Origin of the sequence: Streptomyces sp. CA-106110, from assembly GCF_050936285.1 — a bacterium.
Classification (GTDB): Bacteria; Actinomycetota; Actinomycetes; order Streptomycetales; family Streptomycetaceae; genus Streptomyces.
This window is the reverse complement of the sequence record NZ_JBNJNB010000001.1, coordinates 5167757-5187233: the sequence shown is the minus strand read 5'-3', so window position 1 is coordinate 5187233 and position 19477 is coordinate 5167757. Positions and strand designations below refer to the sequence as shown.

General features: G+C 70.7%; 20 protein-coding genes. 15 read left to right on the top strand and 5 right to left on the bottom strand.

What is annotated here, in order from left to right:
- Window positions 1-119 precede the first annotated feature (119 nt).
- The 7 genes from tsaB to ACQEXA_RS23695 all read left to right on the top strand — a co-directional run bounded on the left by tsaB (window position 120) and on the right by ACQEXA_RS23695 (window position 5663).
- Window positions 120-773, top strand: coding sequence for a tRNA (adenosine(37)-N6)-threonylcarbamoyltransferase complex dimerization subunit type 1 TsaB (tsaB, locus tag ACQEXA_RS23725; RefSeq protein WP_432931536.1), 654 nt, complete (start codon window positions 120-122; stop codon window positions 771-773).
- A gap of 32 nt (window positions 774-805) precedes the next feature.
- Complete coding sequence (gene rimI / locus ACQEXA_RS23720) at window positions 806-1303, top strand: ribosomal protein S18-alanine N-acetyltransferase (RefSeq protein WP_432939452.1); 498 nt, start codon at window positions 806-808, stop codon at window positions 1301-1303.
- Complete coding sequence (gene tsaD / locus ACQEXA_RS23715; protein WP_359396357.1) at window positions 1296-2393, top strand: tRNA (adenosine(37)-N6)-threonylcarbamoyltransferase complex transferase subunit TsaD; 1098 nt, start codon at window positions 1296-1298, stop codon at window positions 2391-2393. Before rimI ends, tsaD begins: the two co-directional genes overlap by 8 nt.
- A complete protein-coding gene (locus ACQEXA_RS23710) occupies window positions 2390-2647 on the top strand; it encodes a hypothetical protein (protein ID WP_433130963.1) in 258 nt (85 codons plus the stop codon). The genes tsaD and ACQEXA_RS23710 overlap by 4 nt, the downstream gene beginning before the upstream one ends.
- A 95-nt stretch (window positions 2648-2742) precedes the next feature.
- Window positions 2743-3810, top strand: a complete 1068-nt coding sequence (locus ACQEXA_RS23705) for an LCP family protein (protein ID WP_433130961.1) — start codon at window positions 2743-2745, stop codon at window positions 3808-3810.
- A gap of 156 nt (window positions 3811-3966) precedes the next feature.
- The gene (locus ACQEXA_RS23700) at window positions 3967-4323 is read left to right on the top strand and encodes a YciI family protein (protein WP_360990603.1); all 357 of its coding nucleotides are present in this window, start codon (window positions 3967-3969) and stop codon (window positions 4321-4323) included.
- 44 nt (window positions 4324-4367) lie between these two features.
- Window positions 4368-5663, top strand: coding sequence for an RNA polymerase sigma factor (locus ACQEXA_RS23695; protein WP_433130959.1), 1296 nt, complete (start codon window positions 4368-4370; stop codon window positions 5661-5663).
- On the opposite strand, the gene ACQEXA_RS23690 is transcribed toward ACQEXA_RS23695, so the two are convergent.
- Window positions 5660-6832, bottom strand: coding sequence for a THUMP-like domain-containing protein (locus tag ACQEXA_RS23690; protein WP_432931545.1), 1173 nt, complete (start codon window positions 6830-6832; stop codon window positions 5660-5662). The two genes, ACQEXA_RS23695 and ACQEXA_RS23690, sit on opposite strands and share 4 nt — an antisense overlap.
- Window positions 6833-6982: 150 nt before the next feature.
- Here ACQEXA_RS23690 and ACQEXA_RS23685 point away from each other — a divergent pair, with 150 nt between their 5' ends.
- From ACQEXA_RS23685 to groL, 3 genes are all read left to right on the top strand, one after another.
- Entirely contained in the window at window positions 6983-7810 is an 828-nt protein-coding gene (locus ACQEXA_RS23685) for a polysaccharide deacetylase family protein (protein ID WP_433134602.1), read from the top strand.
- 382 nt (window positions 7811-8192) lie between these two features.
- A complete protein-coding gene (gene groES, locus ACQEXA_RS23680) occupies window positions 8193-8501 on the top strand; it encodes a co-chaperone GroES (protein ID WP_019066754.1) in 309 nt (102 codons plus the stop codon).
- Between the two features lie 149 nt (window positions 8502-8650).
- The gene (gene groL / locus ACQEXA_RS23675; RefSeq protein ID WP_432931547.1) at window positions 8651-10276 is read left to right on the top strand and encodes a chaperonin GroEL; all 1626 of its coding nucleotides are present in this window, start codon (window positions 8651-8653) and stop codon (window positions 10274-10276) included.
- 64 nt (window positions 10277-10340) lie between these two features.
- Here the strand turns inward: groL and ACQEXA_RS23670 are convergent, their stop codons facing one another.
- The 3 genes from ACQEXA_RS23670 to ACQEXA_RS23660 all read right to left on the bottom strand — a co-directional run bounded on the left by ACQEXA_RS23670 (window position 10341) and on the right by ACQEXA_RS23660 (window position 12701).
- Window positions 10341-11048 (bottom strand): ester cyclase, encoded by a 708-nt coding sequence (locus ACQEXA_RS23670; RefSeq protein ID WP_433130957.1) that lies wholly within the window; start codon window positions 11046-11048, stop codon window positions 10341-10343.
- A gap of 116 nt (window positions 11049-11164) precedes the next feature.
- Complete coding sequence (locus ACQEXA_RS23665; RefSeq protein ID WP_432931551.1) at window positions 11165-11938, bottom strand: SDR family NAD(P)-dependent oxidoreductase; 774 nt, start codon at window positions 11936-11938, stop codon at window positions 11165-11167.
- Between the two features lie 88 nt (window positions 11939-12026).
- Window positions 12027-12701, bottom strand: coding sequence for an MOSC domain-containing protein (locus tag ACQEXA_RS23660; protein WP_432931553.1), 675 nt, complete (start codon window positions 12699-12701; stop codon window positions 12027-12029).
- Between the two features lie 80 nt (window positions 12702-12781).
- Here ACQEXA_RS23660 and ACQEXA_RS23655 point away from each other — a divergent pair, with 80 nt between their 5' ends.
- Entirely contained in the window at window positions 12782-13678 is an 897-nt protein-coding gene (locus ACQEXA_RS23655) for a LysR family transcriptional regulator (RefSeq protein WP_433130955.1), read from the top strand.
- Window positions 13679-13847: 169 nt separating this feature from the next.
- Here ACQEXA_RS23655 and ACQEXA_RS23650 read toward each other — a convergent pair whose 3' ends face one another.
- Entirely contained in the window at window positions 13848-14180 is a 333-nt protein-coding gene (locus tag ACQEXA_RS23650) for a WhiB family transcriptional regulator (RefSeq protein ID WP_390742939.1), read from the bottom strand.
- Window positions 14181-14561: 381 nt separating this feature from the next.
- Between ACQEXA_RS23650 and ACQEXA_RS23645 the strand changes: the two genes are divergently transcribed.
- From ACQEXA_RS23645 to ACQEXA_RS23630, 4 genes are all read left to right on the top strand, one after another.
- A complete protein-coding gene (locus ACQEXA_RS23645; RefSeq protein WP_003948568.1) occupies window positions 14562-15173 on the top strand; it encodes a response regulator transcription factor in 612 nt (203 codons plus the stop codon).
- A gap of 257 nt (window positions 15174-15430) precedes the next feature.
- The gene (locus ACQEXA_RS23640) at window positions 15431-16006 is read left to right on the top strand and encodes a sigma-70 family RNA polymerase sigma factor (RefSeq protein WP_030571403.1); all 576 of its coding nucleotides are present in this window, start codon (window positions 15431-15433) and stop codon (window positions 16004-16006) included.
- A gap of 253 nt (window positions 16007-16259) precedes the next feature.
- Window positions 16260-17765 carry an IMP dehydrogenase gene (guaB, locus tag ACQEXA_RS23635; protein WP_432931558.1) on the top strand — a complete coding sequence of 502 codons (1506 nt, stop codon included), beginning with the start codon at window positions 16260-16262 and terminating at the stop codon, window positions 17763-17765.
- Window positions 17766-17913: 148 nt separating this feature from the next.
- Entirely contained in the window at window positions 17914-19038 is a 1125-nt protein-coding gene (locus ACQEXA_RS23630) for a GuaB3 family IMP dehydrogenase-related protein (protein ID WP_432931560.1), read from the top strand.
- Window positions 19039-19477 lie beyond the last annotated feature (439 nt).

Genomic DNA, 19477 nt, shown 5'->3' with positions numbered 1-19477 from the left:
CGTACGACCTTCCGATCGGTCCACCGGTCGCGTCGTACGTCTTCGCTGTGACGGTAGCAGCAGGCCCGGGCCGCATCGGGTCGGCCGTGTGTCGGGCGTGGGCGCCGTACGCTGTTTGCGTGCTCTTGCTCGCTCTGGATACCGCCACCCCCGCCGTCACGGTCGCCCTGCACGACGGCACGTCCGTCGTCGCCTCGTCGAGCCAGGTGGACGCGCGCCGGCACGGGGAACTCCTGCTGCCCGCCGTCGACCGGGTCCTCGCCGAGGCGGGTACCCGGCTCGACGCCGTCACCGGCATCGTCGTCGGCGTGGGCCCCGGCCCCTACACCGGACTGCGGGTCGGCCTGATGACCGCCGACACGTTCGGGCTCGCGCTCGGCGTCCCCGTGCACGGCGTGTGCACGCTCGACGGGCTCGCGTACGCCTCCGATCTCCATGTGCCGTTCGTGGTCGCCACGGACGCGCGCCGCAAGGAGGTCTACTGGGCGCGGTACGACGACTCGCGCACCCGCGTGACCGGGCCGGCCGTGGACCGCCCCGCCGACATCGCGGAAACGGTCTCGGGCCTGCCCGCCGTCGGGGCCGGCGCGCTGCTCTACCCGGACACCTTTCCGCAGGCGCGGGAGCCCGAGCACGTCTCGGCGGCCGCGCTGGCGTCCCTGGCGGCCGAGAAGCTCGCGGCCGGCGAGGAACTGCCCGCTCCCCGTCCGCTGTATCTGCGCCGCCCCGACGCGCAGGTGCCCAAGAACTACAAGGTGGTCACCCCCAAGTGACGGCCGCACCCGTGACGCCCACGCTGCGCGAGATGCGCTGGTGGGACATCGATGCCGTACTCGAGCTGGAGAAGGACCTGTTCCCCGAGGACACCTGGTCCCGGGGCATGTTCTGGTCCGAGCTGGCGCATTCCCGGGGCTCGGAGGCGACGCGGCGGTATGTCGTGGCCGTCGAGGGCGAGCGGATCGTCGGGTATGCGGGGCTGGCCGCCCAGGGCGACCTCGGTGACATCCAGACCATCGCCGTCTCCCGGGACCACTGGGGCACGGGGCTCGGCGGACAGCTGCTGACCGAACTGCTGCGGGCCGCGACCGCGTTCGAATGCGCCGAGGTCATGCTCGAGTGCCGGGTCGACAACGTGCGCGCCCAGAAGCTCTACGAGCGCTTCGGATTCGAGCCCATCGGCTTCAGGCGCGGCTACTACCAGCCGGGGAACGTGGACGCCCTGGTGATGCGGCTGACCACAGCGCCCGACGGCGGCTCCGCCGCGGGCACCTCCTCCCTACAAGGAACCGAGAACAATGGCTGACGAACCCCTGGTTCTGGGGATCGAGACCTCCTGCGACGAGACCGGTGTCGGCATCGTCCGCGGCAACACCCTCCTCGCCGACGCCGTCGCGTCCAGTGTCGACGAGCACGCACGCTTCGGCGGCGTGGTGCCGGAGGTCGCCTCCCGCGCGCACCTCGAGGCGATGGTGCCCACGATCGACCGCGCGCTGAAGGACGCAGGGGTGAGCGCGAGGGACCTGGACGGCATCGCAGTCACCGCCGGGCCCGGTCTCGCGGGCGCGCTGCTGGTCGGCGTCTCGGCGGCGAAGGCGTACGCGTACGCGCTGGGCAAGCCGCTCTACGGGGTCAACCACCTCGCCTCCCACATCTGTGTGGACCAGCTGGAGCACGGCGCGCTGCCCGAGCCGACGATGGCTCTGCTGGTGAGCGGCGGGCACTCCTCGCTGCTGCTGTCCACGGACATCACCTCCGACGTCCGGCCGATGGGCGCGACGATCGACGACGCGGCCGGCGAGGCCTTCGACAAGATCGCGCGCGTACTGGACCTCGGTTTCCCGGGCGGTCCCGTCATCGACCGGTACGCGAAGGAGGGCGACCCGGGGGCGATCGCGTTCCCGCGCGGTCTGACCGGTCCCCGCGACCCCGCGTACGACTTCTCCTTCTCCGGCCTGAAGACCGCCGTGGCCCGCTGGATCGAGGCGAAGCGCGCGGCGGGGGAGGAGGTGCCGGTGCGCGATGTGGCGGCGTCCTTCCAGGAGGCCGTGGTGGACGTGCTGACCCGCAAGGCGGTGCGGGCCTGCAAGGACGAGGGCGTCGACCATCTGATGATCGGCGGCGGTGTGGCGGCCAACTCGAGGCTGCGTGTGCTGGCCCAGGAGCGCTGCGAGGCGGCCGGGATCCGGCTGCGGGTGCCCCGTCCCAAGCTGTGCACGGACAACGGTGCCATGGTCGCGGCGCTCGGCGCGGAGATGGTCGCGAGGGGACGGTCCGCGTCCGACTGGGACCTGTCGGCGGACTCTTCGCTGCCGGTCACGGACCCGCATGTGCCGGGCACTTCGCACTCCCACGACCACGTGCACGAGGTGAGCCGGGAGAACCTGTACTCATGACGGTCGCGCTGATGTGGGAGGCCCGGGCGGTCGCCGGACGCGGCGAGGAGCTGCTGTCCTGGGCGCTGGCCCAGGAGTTGACGCCGTCGCCGCTGCGCCGTGAGACGTTCCGGGCGCCCCAGGACCGTGTGCTCGTGATCACCTGGTGGGACGCGGACGACACCGCCGACCTTCCTGAACTCCCCCAACCAGGTGCGGAGTTCGTCACCCGGGCGGTGCACCGCTGGCGCTTCGAGTCGGTGGCCACGGCCTGATCCCGGGCTGAGACCCCGGCGAGAAAGGTGAGATTTTCTGAAGAATGGTGCTCAGGAATCCCTGCTCACCATAATTCGGATTTACGTTCCTCCGCGTGACTTCAGAAGACGAGCGCGGGGACGGCAACGGGGACACCGAGGGACACAGCGGCCGGCGGCCGCGTCTGGTCAAGGCCGTCGGCGCCGTACTGGCCTGCGGCCTCGTGCTCGCGGTGGCGGGCGCGGGCTGGGCGTATTGGCACCTGAACGACAACATCCGAAGCGTCGACATCGACGGCGCGCTGGGCACCGGCCGTCCGGTGCGCGCGGCGGCGCCCCCGGCCGCCTCGGCCTCCGCGTCCGCCTCGCCCCTGCCCGGCGGCGCCCTGAACATCCTCGTCCTCGGATCGGACTCGCGCAGCGGCGAGGCCAACGCGGCACTCGGCGGCGGCCACAGCTCCGGTGCCCGCTCGGACACGGCGATGGTCGTGCACATCGACGCGGGCCGTACCGCGGCGACGGTGGTGAGCATCCCGCGCGACACCCTGGTCACCCGGCCTTCCTGCCCGCTCGGCTCGGGCGGTGCGACGGCGGTGACGTACAACGCCATGTTCAACAGCGCCTACTCGGTGGGCGGCCCGGTCTGCGCGGTCAAGACGGCGGAATCGATCACGGACATCCGGATGGACCACTACCTGGAGATCGACTTCTCGGGTTTCGCGAAGCTGGTCGACGCGGTCGGCGGGGTCACGGTCACCACCGGCCAGGACATCGACGACGACAAGAGCCATCTGCATCTGAAGGCGGGCACCCACCACCTGGACGGCGAACAGGCCCTGGCCATGGCCCGTACACGCCACGGCATAGGCGACGGCAGCGACCTGGGCCGCATAGGGCTCCAGCAGCAGCTGGTGAAAGCGCTGCTGGAACAGATCGCCTCGAGGGACCTGCTGACCGACCCCGGCAAGCTCTACCAGGTCGCCGACGCCGTCACGGGCAGCCTGACCACCGACACCGGCCTCGACTCGCTGCCGGAGCTGATACGCCTCGGCGAGAGCCTGAAGGGCCTGGCGGCGAAGAACGTGAAGACGGTGATGATGCCGGTGGTGACGGCCCCCTCGAACCCCAACCGAGTGGTCGCGAAGGAGCCCACGGCGAGCGAGCTGTGGGCGTCGCTGCGGTGAGGAGCCGACCGCAGACGCGCCTCTGACCTGGACGAACAGCTCCGGGAAAAAATTCTTCGAAAAAGTCCCCGGGTCGTGTCGATCCGCGTCGCCCTCGTTCGACGCACTGGGTGAGAGGCCGGAAGGAGCCCGGCCGTCACACCTGAGGAGACACCAATGCCGCGCTATCTGTCGCTTGTGCGCATCGACGAGACCACCGCGCCCGCCGAGGGCCCGAGCCCCGAGCTGATGCAGCGGATGGGCGAGCTCATCGAGGAGGTCACCAAGGCCGGGGTGATGCTCGACACCGCCGGTCTGACGCCGACCGCGCAGGGCACCCGGGTGCGCTGGGAGGGCGGGAAGATCTCCGTCACGGACGGCCCGTTCACCGAGTCCAAGGAGGTCGTGGGCGGTTACGCGATCATGCAGTGCAAGGACAGGGCCGAGGCCATCGAGTGGACGACCCGGTTCCTGAAGGTCCACGAGGAGTACTGGACGGTGACCTGCGAGGTGCGGGAGATCGCCGAGGGGTGACACCGCCTTGGCGCCCGGCCGCCGGGGGTGTTGCATGGTGGGTTGTGGAACAGCAGCCCACCGCCGCCCCGCCCCCCGACGGCCCCGCCGGTGCCATCGAGACCGTCTTCCGGATCGAGTCGCCCCGTGTGATCGCCGGCGTCGCCAGGATCGTCCGGGACGTCGGCATCGCCGAGGAACTCGCACAGGACGCGCTGGTCGCCGCGCTGGAGCAGTGGCCGCGGGACGGAGTGCCCGACAACCCAGGCGCCTGGCTGATGGCCACCGCCAAGCACCGCGCGATCGACCTCGTCCGCCGTCGCGAGCGGTACGCGCGCAAGCTCGCCGAGGTCGGGCGGGAACTGGAGGCGGCGCCGTACCACATCGACGAGCCCGCCGACCCCGAGGACATCGACGACGATCTGCTGCGGCTCGTCTTCACCGCCTGCCACCCCGTGCTGTCCGCCGAGTCCCGCATCGCGCTCACCCTGCGTCTGCTCGGCGGCCTGACGACGGCCGAGATCGGCCGGGCGTTCCTCGTGCCGGAGGCCACCGTCGCCCAGCGCATCGTCCGGGCGAAGCGGACGCTGGCCGCACAGGGCGTGGCCTTCGAGGTGCCGTACGGGCCCGAGCGGGAGGCGCGGCTCGGGTCCGTCCTCGAGGTCATCTACCTGATCTTCAACGAGGGGTACGCGGCCACCGCCGGCGACGACCTGCTGCGCCCCGCCCTGTGCGAGGACGCGCTGCGGCTGGCCCGGGTGCTGGCCGAGTTGATGCCCAAGGAGCCCGAAGTGCACGGCCTGGCCTCGCTGCTGGAGTTCCAGGCCTCCCGCGCGGCCGCCCGCACCGGACCGGACGGCGGGCCCGTGCTGCTCGAGGACCAGAACCGGGCCCGCTGGAACCGCCTGCTCATCGCCCGCGGCATCGCCGCCCTGGGCCGCGCCGACACGGTCGCCGCCGGCGCCCCGGGCCCCTACGTTCTCCAGGCCGCGATCGCCGCCTGCCACGCGCACGCGTACGCCTACGAGGAGACGGACTGGGCGCGCATCGCCGTCCTGTACGGCCTGCTGGCCGCGCGGACGCCCTCGCCGGTCGTCGAGCTGAACCGGGCCGTCGCCGTCTCGATGGCCGAGGGCCCCGGCCCGGCGCTGGAGATCGTCGACCGTCTCACCGCAGAACCGGCCCTGCGCGACTACCACTTGCTGCCGAGCGTCCGCGGCGACCTGCTGGCCCGCCTGGGGCGCACGGCCGAGGCCGGCGCGGAGTTCGAGCGCGCCGCCGGCCTCGCCCGCAACGAACGGGAACGGGAGCTGCTGCGGGCACGGGCGGAGGCATGCCGCCGGGCAGGGGACTCCGGCTAGACCGGGTGCCCCAGGAGCATCGTCGGCGCGCCCGCCACCCGGGTCAGGAACACGGTCAGCGCGTGGGGCCCGTGCGGCTTGGGCAGGACCTTCCTGCGGAGTTCCTCCGGCTCGACCGCGGAACCGCGCTTCTTCACGGTCAGGACCCCGACCTCCCGCTCCCGCAGCAGCGCCTTCAGCCTCTTCACGTTGAAGGGGAGCCGGTCGGTGATCTCGTACGCGGTGGCGTACGGCGAGTGGCGGTGCTCGTCCGCCGTCACATACGCGATCGTCTCGTCGATCAGCCCGCCGTCCAGCTCCTTCGCCACCTCCGCCACCAGGTGCGCACGGATCGCCGCGCCGTCGGGTTCGTAGAGGTAGCGGCCGGGCGTGCGCACCGGCGGATCGGGCAGCCCGCGGCCGTGCAGCACGCGCGGACCCGGCAGCAGGGTGGCCCGTACGTGGCCCGGCTGTGTGCCGAACCAGAGCACCGCCTCCTTCACGTCCCCGCCGTCCGAGATCCACTCGGCCTCGGCACCGGCGGGCACCGCCTCGTGCGGAATGCCCGGGGCGACCTTCAGCGCGGCGTGCGGCGCTTTCTCGGCCGTCGCCACGGCCCAGGACAGCGGGGGCGAGTACGCCTCCGGGTCGAAGATCCTGCCGCGCCCGCCGCGCCGCGCCGGATCCACGAAGACGGCGTCGTACGGGGACACGTCCACCTCCGTGACGTCCGCCTCGCGCACCTCGATCAGCGCGGACAACCCCAGCGCCACCGCGTTCGCCCGTGCCACCGCCGCCGTCAGCGGATCGCGGTCCACGGCCAGGACCCGGATCCCGGCCCGGGCGAACGCGATCGCATCACCGCCGATGCCGCAGCACAGATCGGCGACGGAGGCCACGCCAAGGGCCCGCAGCCGCTCGACGCGGTGGCTCGCCACCGCGGCCCTGGTGGACTGCTCCACGCCGTTCGGGGTGAAGAACATCCGTTGCGCGTCCTCGGCGGCGAACTTCGCCGCCGCACGTTCGCGCAGCCGCGCCTGTGCGAGGGCCGCCGAGACGAGCTCGGCGGGGTGCGTACGGCGCAGCCGGGTCGCGACGGCCAGCTCCTGCGCGGGGTCGGTGCCGCGCACCTCGTCCAGGAGAGCGCGGCCCTCGGGGGTGAGAAGGGAGGCGAAGGAGAGGTCGTTCACGGGATCATTGTCGGCCAGTCGGTGGACGGCGTGCGTCCGGCCGCGGTGTCGGCCCGCCGCGGCCGTCCGCGGCTGGAAGGATCCGACACCATGCGGCCCGTACGACAAAAGTACAAAAAGCGCGTAAAGCGCCTCTGCGGACCAGTGAAGTTGCCGCTGATCGAGTCCCCGCTTTCGGCGAGGAAGGTGCGGCCCCTGATCGCCGGGGCGCTCGCCGTCGTGCTCCTGTCCGGCTGCGCCCAGTCCGTGGACCCCATCGAGCGGCTGGGCAGGAAAGCGGCGCAGAAGGTGCACCGGCCGCACAGGCGGATCGACCGTACGTTCCGCCACTGGGGCCTCACCGCCCCCCTCGCCCCGGCACCCCGGCCGGCTCGTCCCCGGGCCGGCAGTGCGGGCCGGCCCGGAGCGGGGCTGCCAGAGGTCCTCGACCATGTCCCCACTGATGACAGGGTCGTCTTCCTGACGTACGACGAGGGCGTCCAGGACGATCCCCGGTTCGCCGACATGGTCCGTGAACTGCGGCTGCCGGTCAGTGTGTTCCTCACGGACCGCGCCGTGGAGCCGGGGCTCGCGCACGTCGCACGGCTCCGGGAGGCCGGTGCGGCCATCCAGAACCAGACCCTGGACCACACTCCGCTGCGCGGCCGCATCTACGACGAACAGCACACCGAGATCTGCGGCCAGCGGGACCGGCTGGAGGCGCGCCTCGGCCTGCGCCCGCACCTGCTCCACCCGCCCTACGGCGCCTACGACCGCACCACGCTCCGCGCGGCGGCGGACTGCGGCATCACGGCCCTGGTCCTGTGGCGCACGGCATCGGAGCGGCACGGCCGGGGCAGGTTCGTCTGCGCGGGCGACATCGTCCGGCCCCACGAGCCGGGCCGTCCCCTCGCCTCCGTGACCGTAGAGACGAGCCATCTCCTGCGGCGCATCCAGGCGAGGGGGCTCACGGTGGCCCGCCTCGAGGACTACGTGTAGTCCGCTCGCGCGCCGCGCCGAGCCCGCGTGCCCCGGAGACCCGGGCGGTACGGAGCCGGGCATTCCGCGGACCTGTCCGGCGTTCGAGGACAAGGTGGTTCAGGCCGATGAAGAGGGTCAGGCGGCGCCGTCGCCGTCCGGGAGGCACCGCCCCGGGACGCCGGACACAGGCCCGGCGACCCCGGCCGGCCACGCCGCGACGCGGGCGACTGGCACTCCGCTTGACCGAGTGCTAATCGCGGTCATAGTCTCGGCCCTGGCACTCGCCACTGGAGAGTGCCAACAAAGCGACGGGCAGGTCCGGCACCCGCGACGACGGATCGACCTGGTCGCCACCTCAGACAGTTGACCCCGTGAGATCTCCGAAGGGGGAGGTCGGATCGTGACGACCACCAGCTCCAAGGTTGCCATCAAGCCGCTTGAGGACCGCATCGTGGTCCAGCCGCTGGACGCCGAGCAGACCACGGCCTCTGGCCTGGTCATTCCGGACACCGCCAAGGAGAAGCCCCAGGAGGGCGTCGTCCTGGCCGTGGGCCCGGGCCGCTTCGAGAACGGCGAGCGCCTTCCGCTCGACGTCAAGACCGGCGACATCGTGCTGTACAGCAAGTACGGCGGCACCGAGGTGAAGTACAGCGGCGAGGAGTACCTCGTCCTCTCGGCTCGCGACGTGCTCGCGATCATCGAGAAGTAATTCACCGAAGAAGACTGCTTCGAGCTGCGCCCCTGGCCCCCGCGACCGATGATCAGCCGGGCGCCGGGGGCGCGGTTCGTTCTTCACCGCGATGGCGGCCGTCCTGCGGGGGCGGCCGATGATCGCATTCGAGAGGACTGAAACGCTCCATGGCGAAGATCCTGAAGTTCGACGAGGACGCCCGTCGCGCCCTCGAGCGCGGCGTCAACAAGCTTGCCGACACGGTCAAGGTGACGATCGGCCCCAAGGGTCGCAACGTCGTCATCGACAAGAAGTTCGGCGCGCCCACCATCACCAACGACGGTGTCACCATCGCCCGTGAGGTCGAGGTCGACGACCCGTACGAGAACCTCGGTGCCCAGCTGGTGAAGGAGGTGGCGACCAAGACCAACGACATCGCGGGTGACGGTACGACCACCGCCACCGTGCTCGCCCAGGCGCTGGTGCGCGAGGGCCTGAAGAACGTCGCCGCGGGTGCCTCCCCGGCCGCCCTGAAGAAGGGCATCGACGCCGCCGTGGCCGCGGTCGCCGAGGACCTCCTCGCCACCGCGCGCCCGATCGAGGAGAAGTCCGACATCGCCGCCGTCGCCGCGCTGTCCGCTCAGGACCAGCAGGTCGGCGAGCTCATCGCCGAGGCGATGGACAAGGTCGGCAAGGACGGTGTCATCACCGTCGAGGAGTCCAACACCTTCGGTCTGGAGCTGGACTTCACCGAGGGCATGGCCTTCGACAAGGGCTACCTGTCGCCGTACTTCGTGACGGACCAGGAGCGTATGGAGGCCGTCCTCGACGACCCGTACATCCTCATCCACCAGGGCAAGATCGCCGCCATCGCGGACCTGCTGCCGCTGCTGGAGAAGATCATCCAGGCCGGCTCCTCCAAGCCGCTGCTGATCATCGCCGAGGACGTCGAGGGCGAGGCCCTGTCCACCCTCGTCGTGAACAAGATCCGCGGCACCTTCAACGCCGTCGCCGTCAAGGCCCCCGGCTTCGGCGACCGCCGCAAGGCGATGCTGCAGGACATGGCGGTCCTCACCGGCGCGACCGTCATCGCCGAGGAGGTCGGCCTCAAGATCGACCAGGTCGGCCTGGACGTGCTGGGCTCCGCCCGCCGCGTGACGGTCACCAAGGACGACACGACCATCGTCGACGGCGGCGGCAAGTCCGAGGACGTCGTGGGCCGCGTCGGCCAGATCAAGGCCGAGATCGAGACCACGGACTCCGACTGGGACCGCGAGAAGCTCCAGGAGCGCCTCGCCAAGCTGGCCGGCGGCGTGTGCGTGATCAAGGTCGGCGCCGCCACCGAGGTGGAGCTGAAGGAGAAGAAGCACCGTCTGGAGGACGCCATCTCCGCGACCCGCGCCGCGGTCGAGGAGGGCATCGTTTCCGGTGGTGGCTCCGCGCTGGTCCACGCCTCCAAGGTGCTGGCCGAGGGCCTTGGCAAGCAGGGCGACGAGGCCACCGGTGTCGCGATCGTCCGCCGCGCGGTGGTCGAGCCGCTGCGCTGGATCGCCGAGAACGCCGGGCTCGAGGGCTATGTCATCGCCTCCAAGGTCGCCGAGCTCGAGAAGGGCCAGGGCTACAACGCCGCCACCGGCGAGTACGGCGACCTGATCAAGGCCGGCGTCATCGACCCGGTCAAGGTCACCCGCTCCGCCCTGGAGAACGCCGCCTCCATCGCCTCCCTGCTGCTGACGACCGAGACCCTGGTCGTCGAGAAGAAGGAAGAAGAGGAGCCGGCCGCGGCCGGCCACGGCCACGGTCACTCCCACTGATCCAGGCGCCAAGCCGTACTGAGCGAGGCCCGGCACCCCTTCGGGTGCCGGGCCTTCGCCCTGTCTAGGTCTCCAGCGCGTCCAGCGCCCCCAGTTGTTCCATCAGTCCCAGCCGGTCGTACTGCCACCAGCCCTCGACGATCTTCCCGTCGGCTCCGCACCGGAAGACGGTCGTACCGGTCATGGTGACGTTTTTGCCCGTGGGCGGGATTCCGAGGAACTCGCCGGTGTGCCGGGCGTTCCAGGTCCACCGGGTGCACACCTGCTCGCCCGCGGCGATCTGGTCCTCGATGGTGAACGCGAAGTCGAAGCCGTCCCGCCACACCCGTATCTCACGGCGCATCGCGTCCATGCCGAGGGCGTCCTGCTCGTTGGCGGGATCGTGGTCGTGGTAGTGCTCGGTGAGCAGCCCGTCCAGCGGCGGCAGATCGCCCTTGGTCGCGATGACCTCGAAGAACCGCCGTACGGTGGCCGCGTACAGCTGCTCGTCCTGCACCACGTCCAGATCCGTGAAGGTGGGCATCCCGTCGCAGAGGGCGGTCATGTCACGGAAGATCTGGTCGGTCTCCGGAAGGCGGGAGGTCCGCATCGCGTACTCGTACGAGGGGAACTCCACGATCTCCACGAAGTGCGAGGCGTCGGACCTGTCCTTGCCGATCAGACTGTGTCTCGCGCTCCGCTTCCCGCCGGTCTGCTCCAGCCATGTGTCCACGAGCTGGTTCATCTCGTCGAACCGGCTGGTCTTGCAGTCGATGAGCTGCACAAATGTCATGACGCCGCCTCCGGCCCCCCTGGGTCCGGCAGATACGCCCAGTTTCCCACCCGAGGGGCGGCGTCACCCGTCCTGCCGCGACCCGCACCCGGGCCGCCCGCTGTGCCGACCGGGCACTACTGCGGCCCGTACTTGCGTCCCGTGCGCGAGCTGATCCCACCCAGCAGCGCGCGCGGCGTCACCTTCACCACGCCCATCAGCGCCTTGTACCGGGGGTCGGGGATGGAGACCGTCCTGCCCCGGGCCAGGTCCGCGAGGGCGGCGGTGACCACATTGTCCGCGTCCAGCCACATCCAGCCCGGGATGTTGTCCGTGCCCATTCCGGCGCGCTCGTGGAACTCCGTACGGACGAATCCCGGGCACAGTGCCATCAGCCGTACGCCCGACCCGGCCAGATCACGCGCCGCGCCCTGCGTGAACTGCACGACCCACGCCTTGGACGCGCCGTACGTGCCGCGCGGGACGAACGCCGCCACCGAGGCCACATTGACGACCCCGCCGCGGCCGCGGGTGCGCATCGACTCCGCCGCCGCGCTCGTCAGCCGCAGCACCGCCTCGCAGTGCACCTTGAGCATCCGCAGCTCGTCCGCCATCGGCACCTCGAGATAACGGCCCTTGTTGCCGAAGCCCGCGTTGTTCACGAGCAGGTCGACGGGGTTCTTGAGATCGGACAGACGCGTGGCCACCGCCTCGATGCCCTCGTCGGTGGCCAGGTCGGCGGTCAGCACCTTCGCCTCGATGCCGTGCCGGTCGTGCAACTCGGTCGCCTGTTCCCCCAGTCGCTTGGTGTCGCGTGCCACCAGGACGAGGTCGTGGCCGTCGGCGGCCAGCCGCCGTGCGAACGCGGCGCCGATGCCCGCGGTCGAACCCGTAATCAGAGCCGTTGTCATGGGCCAACGATAGTGACCCGGAACGACCGAGTCCGCCTCCCGGACCGGGCATCGCCAAGGCTCCGCGACCGGTCTCCGCGAACCGGGGCTACTTCCCCGCGGGGTGCTTCAGGGCGTACTGACGTGCAGCGACCGCGACCTCCGTGTGCAGCGCGTCACCCGCCGTCAGCAGCCGGGGCAGGAGATGCCGTTCCGTGGTGGACGCACGGAACTGGAGGGCCACCGTCACATCGTGATCGGGGCGGTGCACGATCGTGACGGGGTCTCCGGCCCGGATCTCACCCGGCTCGATCACGCGCAGGTACGCGCCGGGCGCTCCTTGGTGCGTGAACCGCTTGACCCAGCCGCGCTCGCCCAGATGTGCCTGGAAGGTGCGGCACGGGATACGCCCGGAGGTGACCTCCAGGACCAGGTCGGACCCGATGCGCCAGCGCTCGCCGATGCGCGCGCCGGACACGTCGAGGCCCACCGTGGTGAGGTTCTCGCCGAAGGAGCCGCTCGGCAGCGCGCGGCCCAGCTCGCGCTCCCAGGCGTCCAGGTCCTCGCGTGCGAACGCGTACACCGCCTGGTCGTCGCCGCCGTGGTGCCGCAGATCGCACACCGCGTCCCCCGCCACCCCGCTCGCGCCGGTCCCCTTGGGCCCGGGCGCGGCCACCCGCACCGGTCCGTCCACCGGCCGCTTGTCGATGCCGGTGACTCCCTCCGCCTGGTCGGTGTAGTCGACGGCCACGGGCCGGCCCACGTTCAGTGACAGAAGCTTCATGCCGGCACGGTAGGCGACCGAAGGTCAAAGCGGCGACGCAATATTCGTCACGGTACCCAAGGTTCGCTTATGCTCACGGCGTGATAGAGGCCCGACATCTCCGTGTGCTGCGCGCCGTCGCCACCACCGGCTCCTTCTCGGCGGCCGGCCGCGAGCTGGGCTGCACCCAGCCCGCGGTCAGCCAGCAGATGAAGGCGCTCGAGACGTCGGTCGGCACGCCGCTGCTGGTCCGCACCGGCCGCGAGATGCGCCTGACCCAGGCCGGTGAGGCGCTGGTGCGGCATGCGGCCGGCATCCTCGCGGGGCTGACCGCCGCCGAGGAGGAGGTCGCCGCCATCGCCGGTCTGCGGGCCGGCCGTGTCCGCCTCGTCTCCTTCCCGAGCGGCAGCTCCACATTGGTCCCCACCGCTCTCGCCGCACTGCGCGCCGCGCACCCCGGCACGCGGGTCTCCCTCGAGGAGGCCGAACCGCCGGAGTCGGTGGAGAAGCTGCGTGCGGGGGACTGCGACATAGCCCTCGCGTTCCGCTACGAAGGGGCGGCCGGCGCCGAGGAGTGGGACGACCTGGTGGTCCGTTCGCTGCTCGTCGACCGGCTCGTCGGCCTCGTCCCCGCCGCGCACCGGCTGGCCGGCGCGGAGTCGGTGGCCATCGGCGAACTCGCCGGGGAGTCCTGGATCGCGGGGTGCCCGCGCTGCCGCGGTCAGCTGGTGGAGGCGTGCGAGAGCGCGGGCTTCACGCCCCGTATCGACTTCGCGACGGACGACTATCCGGCGGTGGTGGGCCTGGTCGGCGCCGGTCTCGGCGTGGCGGTGCTGCCGCAGCTCGCCATCGAGTCCGTACGGCCGAGGAGTGCCCGCCCGGTCACGCTGGAGCCCGCGGTGCGGCGGGAGATCGTCGCGCTCACCCTGCCCGACCTGGCGCATGTGCCGGCGGTGGAAGCGACGCTGGAAGAACTGGCGCGAGCGGCCGCGCGATAGGTCACCGGAGCCCGATCCTGGGCGGATCACCGGCCCGAACCCCCTGGCCTCTGCCGAACCCCCGAAGCCGTCCCCCTGTGTGTTCACACCCCCCGAGCGACCCCCTGTGGTGTGCTGCCCACCTCAAAAAGGGCACACACATGCGTGCCCGTGGTGAAGAAACGTTCCTTCAGTTGTTCGAGGTGGCGCTGCCCCCGCTACTCGTGGACGCCGGTACCAGCCGGTTCCGTGCTCGTCCCATGAGCTCTTCTCGTTCGTCCTCGGTCAGACCGCCCCACACGCCGTACGGCTCGCGCACCGCCAGTGCGTGGGCCGCGCACTCCGCGCGTACGGGGCACCTCATACAGACCTCTTTGGCCGAGTTCTCGCGAGCGCTCCGGGCCGCACCGCGTTCGCCCTCCGGATGGAAGAAGAGCGAGCTGTCGACCCCACGGCAGGCCGCATGGAGCTGCCAGTCCCACAGATCCGCGTTCGGACCGGGAAGGCGGGAGAAATCTGCCATTGCGTGTCCCCTTGTTGCCGTTCTGGGCGGATACCTGAGTCTTTGACCGTACAACGACGATCTTAGGAGATGAAAATATGACTCATTGCGAATCTAGCTCCAGACACCAGCAAACGGGAAGAAAAGCGGCTAAATGGGGCATAGGTTGTGATGAAAGTTCGAGGGTCCGCCGCGCATGTATGCACCGTGTCCGGACCCTCACGTACAGTGCCGAAGATGGCTTGCTGCACCGTAACTCTTTCGAGTGACCATCGTTGAGAGTGCGGAGGCGGTTGAAAGAACAAGCGCTCGGGCAGGCGTCCGAGGGCGTCGACCGCACAGGTGACGATTCGTACCAGCCTGGAGGCTCAAGGTGACGCGCATCAGCTGCGGAGGGCGGTCATGACATCCGTCCTCGTCTGCGACGACTCCCCGCTTGCCCGAGAGGCGCTCCGCCGCGCGGTGGCGACCGTGCCCGGTGTCGAGCGCGTGACGACGGCGGCCAACGGCGAGGAAGTCCTCCGCCGCTGGGGGGCCGACCGTTCGGACCTGATTCTGATGGACGTACGCATGCCCGGTCTGGGCGGCGTCGAGACCGTACGGCGCCTGCTGTCCGCCGACCCCGGTGCGCGCATCATCATGCTCACCGTCGCCGAGGACCTCGACGGTGTCGCGCTCGCGGTGGCCGCCGGCGCCCGCGGCTATCTGCACAAGGACGCCTCGCGCGCCGAACTGCGGGCGACCGTCACGCAGGCCCTCGCCGACCCGACCTGGCGGCTCGCCCCGCGGCGGCTGCGCTCGGCCGAGATGGGTGCCGCGCCCACGCTCACCGCGCGCGAGATCCAGGTCCTCGAGGGCATGAGCCACGGCCGCTCCAACGCGGAGATCGGCCGTGAGCTGTTCCTCTCCGAGGACACGGTGAAGACGCACGCCCGGCGGCTGTTCAAGAAGCTCGGCGCCTCCGACCGCGCGCACGCCGTGGCGCTCGGCTTCCGGTGGGGCCTGGTCCGCTAAGTGGGTCGTCGCGGGGCTACGCGGATCCCCGCCTACCGCACGGTGGGCGGGGTTGGCAACGGGACCCGCCGGGTGCCCGCTGCTCGTTTCGCCGCGGATGCCGCATCCTTGGAGGTGTGGAGTTCCTCGGGGACGAGTCGATCGAGCGGAAGGGGAGGGCGCAGGAGATGAGTTCCGGCGCACCTGCTCATAACGCTTCGGTGCACAACTACGGACGCGGTGCCACGGACCGGACTACGCCAAGGCACCATGGACCGATGCGCGACGACGAGACAACGGTGATCGGTGCGCTCGTCCATCGTGCCGTCGACGGCGACGAGCAGGCGACCCATGACCTGCTCGCCCGCGTTCACCCGTTGGCGCTGCGCTACTGCCGTACCCGTCTGTCCCGACTGCCTGGCGACGCCCGGCACTTCGTCGAGGACCTGGCGCAGGAGGTCTGCGTCGCCGTCCTCCTCGCCCTGCCGCGCTACAAGGACACCGGGCGGCCCTTTGAGGCGTTCGTCTTCGCGATCGCCGCGCACAAGGTCGCGGATCTGCAGCGCGCGGCGATGCGGCACCCCGGCTCGACGGCGGTCCCGTCGGACGAGATGCCGGAGCGCCCGGACGACTCCCTGGGGCCCGAGGAGCGGGCGCTGCTCAGCAGTGATGCTGAATGGGCCAAGAAACTCCTGGCCAACCTCCCGGAGAACCAGCGAGAGCTGCTGCTGCTCCGGATCGCGGTGGGCTTGACCGCGGAGGAAACGGGTCAGATGTTGGGAATGTCACCGGGCGCGGTCAGGGTGGCCCAGCACCGGGCCCTGAGCAGACTGCGGGCGCTCGCGGAGCAGTAGGCGCGTCCTGCCGCCGGCCGGGGCGATCAGTGGCGTCGGCGCGTTCGCGCGCTGCCGTCCCGGTGGTTCCGGGTTCCGTGCCCGCGCCGGCCGGTCACGGCGACCTGTCCACCGGCCCTCATATGAACAGGCGGAACCTCCTTTTCGTACGAACATATGAAGCCGGAGGGCATCGCTAACTGTGGAATGAGACGCCCGTGCTTCCCGTTAGCATGGACATCCGCACCGATCAAGGCCATTTGGGGAAGGTGTCATGACTGCCAACGTCGACGGAGTGCCCGAGAAATTCGCGACACTCGGGCTGACCTACGACGACGTGCTGCTGCTGCCGGGCGCGTCCGACATGGCGCCCGACGAGATCGACACCACCTCGTACGTCTCCAAGAACGTCCGGGTCAACATCCCGCTTCTGTCCGCCGCCATGGACAAGGTGACCGAGTCGCGCATGGCGATCGCGATGGCCCGCCAGGGTGGCGTCGGCGTACTGCACCGCAACCTGTCGATAGAGGACCAGGCCAACCAGGTCGACCTGGTCAAGCGCTCCGAGTCCGGCATGGTGGCCAATCCGATCACCATCCACCCGGACGCGACGCTCGCCGAGGCGGACGCCCTGTGCGGCAAGTTCCGCATCAGCGGTGTCCCGGTCACCGACGGCGCCGGCAAGCTGCTCGGCATCGTCACCAACCGCGACATGGCCTTCGAGAACGACCGCTCCCGCCAGGTGCACGAGGTCATGACCCCGATGCCCCTGGTCACCGGCCACGTCGGCATCTCCGGCACCGAGGCGATGCAGCTGCTGCGCCGCCACAAGATCGAGAAGCTTCCGCTGGTCGACGAGGCGGGCATTCTCAAAGGTCTGATCACGGTCAAGGACTTCGTGAAGGCCGAGCAGTACCCGAACGCCGCGAAGGACGCCGAGGGCCGTCTTATCGTCGGCGCCGCGGTGGGCGTCGCGGGCGACTCGTTCGAGCGCGCCCAAGGCCTGATCGAGGCGGGCGTCGACTTCATCGTCGTCGACACCGCGCACGGCCACTCCCGGCTGGTCGGCGACATGGTCGCCAAGATCAAGTCGAACTTCTCGGGCGTCGACATCATCGGCGGCAACATCGCCACCCGCGAGGGCGCCCAGGCGCTCATCGACGCCGGCGTCGACGGCATCAAGGTCGGTGTCGGCCCGGGCTCCATCTGCACGACCCGTGTGGTCGCCGGCATCGGCGTACCCCAGGTGACCGCCATCTACGAGGCGTCGCTCGCCGCCCGGGAGGCCGGTATCCCGGTCATCGGCGACGGCGGCCTGCAGTACTCGGGTGACATCGCGAAGGCCCTGGTCGCGGGCGCCGACACGGTGATGCTGGGCTCGCTGCTCGCGGGCTGCGAGGAGTCGCCGGGCGAGCTGCTCTTCATCAACGGCAAGCAGTTCAAGTCGTACCGCGGCATGGGCTCCCTCGGCGCCATGCAGTCCCGTGGCGACCGCAAGTCCTTCTCCAAGGACCGCTACTTCCAGGAGCGCATCGCCTCCGACGACGAGCTGATCCCCGAGGGCATCGAGGGCCAGGTGCCCTACCGCGGCCCGCTCGCCTCGGTTGTCCACCAGCTGGTCGGCGGTCTGCGCCAGTCCATGTTCTACGTCGGCGGCAGGACGGTCCCCGAGCTCCAGGCGAAGGGCCAGTTCGTCCGGATCACGTCCGCGGGCCTGAAGGAGAGCCACCCGCACGACATCCAGATGACGGTCGAGGCGCCGAACTACAGCGGGAAGTGATCCACGCGCGCGTGAAGCGCGCGGAAAGCTCGTCCGAGGGCGGTCCCGGAACGTCCGGGGCCGCCCCCGAAGTGCGTCCCGGCGCCCCCCGGCACGGCGGTCGGCGATACTGGAAGACGCTGAAACGCATCAGGGAAAGGCCACAGACGTGACTGAGATCGAGATCGGGCGCGGCAAGCGCGGCCGCCGGGCGTACGCCTTCGACGACATCGCCGTCGTCCCCAGCCGCCGTACGCGGGACCCGAAGGAGGTCTCGATCGCCTGGCAGATCGACGCCTACCGCTTCGAGCTGCCCTTCCTGGCCGCCCCCATGGACTCGGTCGTCTCGCCGGCCACCGCCATCCGCATCGGCGAGCTCGGCGGCCTCGGCGTGCTGAACCTCGAGGGTCTGTGGACGCGGTACGAGGACCCGCAGCCGCTCCTCGACGAGATCGCCGGGCTGCCCGCCGAAGCCGCGACCCGCCGCCTCCAGGAGGTCTACGCGGCCCCCATCAAGGAGGAGCTGATCGGGCAGCGCATCAAGGAGGTGCGCGACTCGGGCGTCGTCACCGCGGCCGCACTCTCCCCGCAGCGCACGGCCCAGTTCTCCAAGGCCGTGGTGGACGCGGGCGTGGACATCTTCGTCATCCGCGGCACCACGGTGTCGGCGGAGCACGTCTCCCACTCGCACGAGCCGCTGAACCTGAAGCAGTTCATCTACGAGCTCGACGTCCCGGTCATCGTCGGCGGCTGCGCCACCTACACCGCCGCCCTGCACCTGATGCGCACCGGTGCGGCCGGCGTGCTGGTCGGCTTCGGCGGCGGCGCCGCGCACACCACGCGCAGCGTGCTGGGCATTCAGGTCCCGATGGCCACGGCGGTCGCGGACGTCGCGGCGGCCCGCCGCGACTACATGGACGAGTCCGGCGGCAGGTACGTGCACGTGATCGCGGACGGCGGCGTCGGCTGGTCCGGCGACCTGCCGAAGGCGATCGCCTGCGGCGCCGACGCCGTGATGATGGGCTCCCCTCTCGCCCGCGCCACCGACGCGCCCGGCAAGGGCCACCACTGGGGCATGGAGGCCGTCAACGACGAACTCCCGCGGGGCATGAAGGTCGACCTCGGTACGGTCGGCACGATCGAGGAGGTCCTCACCGGCCCCTCGCACACTCCGGACGGTTCGATGAACTTCTTCGGCGCCCTACGCCGCGCGATGGCCACCACCGGCTACAGCGAGCTGAAGGAGTTCCAGCGGGTCGAGGTGACGGTGGCGGACTCGCAGCACCGGCGGTGACGTGACCCTGCGCGCGGCTTGAGCCGACGAAGGGGCCCGTTCACCCCGATGGGTGAACGGGCCCCTTCGCGTGCCCAAGTTCCCAGGTAGGGGCGCTCTTTGCGATACGGGTGCACACGGTTGCCTTCGGGGTGAATGCGCGTCGTACGGCAGTTGCGAGCCGATGGCGTCCGTGTCCGGCGACCCCGTTCTCTGGGGCGCCCCCTTCCAAGGACAAGGTTCCGGACCCCGGCCGTCGGGGCCCGGCCCGAACTCCGATGGACCGTCCACCGGGTACTGGGCGGTGTCATGGAAGGGGGGGCGTGCCCATGGGCCGTCACCGCAAGCCCACCCGCTGGGACCGGATCCGTCTGTGGACGGTGAAGTGCCGGAGGAAGTGGATCTTGCGGATGTTCGGATGGTGAGCGGCCACCCCTACAGAGACTAGGGGTGGACACTC

What these genes read in the sequence shown, in the direction of transcription:
- rimI (WP_432939452.1), top strand. Translation starts at nt 806, where the DNA reads ATGCGCTGGTGGGACATCGATGCCGTACTCGAGCTGGAGAAGGACCTG.
- tsaD (WP_359396357.1), top strand. Translation starts at nt 1,296, where the DNA reads ATGGCTGACGAACCCCTGGTTCTGGGGATCGAGACCTCCTGCGACGAG.
- ACQEXA_RS23710 (WP_433130963.1), top strand. Translation starts at nt 2,390, where the DNA reads ATGACGGTCGCGCTGATGTGGGAGGCCCGGGCGGTCGCCGGACGCGGC.
- ACQEXA_RS23700 (WP_360990603.1), top strand. Translation starts at nt 3,967, where the DNA reads ATGCCGCGCTATCTGTCGCTTGTGCGCATCGACGAGACCACCGCGCCC.
- groL (WP_432931547.1), top strand. Translation starts at nt 8,651, where the DNA reads ATGGCGAAGATCCTGAAGTTCGACGAGGACGCCCGTCGCGCCCTCGAG.
- ACQEXA_RS23670 (WP_433130957.1), bottom strand. Translation starts at nt 11,048, where the DNA reads ATGACATTTGTGCAGCTCATCGACTGCAAGACCAGCCGGTTCGACGAG.
- ACQEXA_RS23665 (WP_432931551.1), bottom strand. Translation starts at nt 11,938, where the DNA reads ATGACAACGGCTCTGATTACGGGTTCGACCGCGGGCATCGGCGCCGCG.
- ACQEXA_RS23660 (WP_432931553.1), bottom strand. Translation starts at nt 12,701, where the DNA reads ATGAAGCTTCTGTCACTGAACGTGGGCCGGCCCGTGGCCGTCGACTAC.
- ACQEXA_RS23650 (WP_390742939.1), bottom strand. Translation starts at nt 14,180, where the DNA reads ATGGCAGATTTCTCCCGCCTTCCCGGTCCGAACGCGGATCTGTGGGAC.
- ACQEXA_RS23645 (WP_003948568.1), top strand. Translation starts at nt 14,562, where the DNA reads ATGACATCCGTCCTCGTCTGCGACGACTCCCCGCTTGCCCGAGAGGCG.
- ACQEXA_RS23640 (WP_030571403.1), top strand. Translation starts at nt 15,431, where the DNA reads ATGCGCGACGACGAGACAACGGTGATCGGTGCGCTCGTCCATCGTGCC.
- guaB (WP_432931558.1), top strand. Translation starts at nt 16,260, where the DNA reads ATGACTGCCAACGTCGACGGAGTGCCCGAGAAATTCGCGACACTCGGG.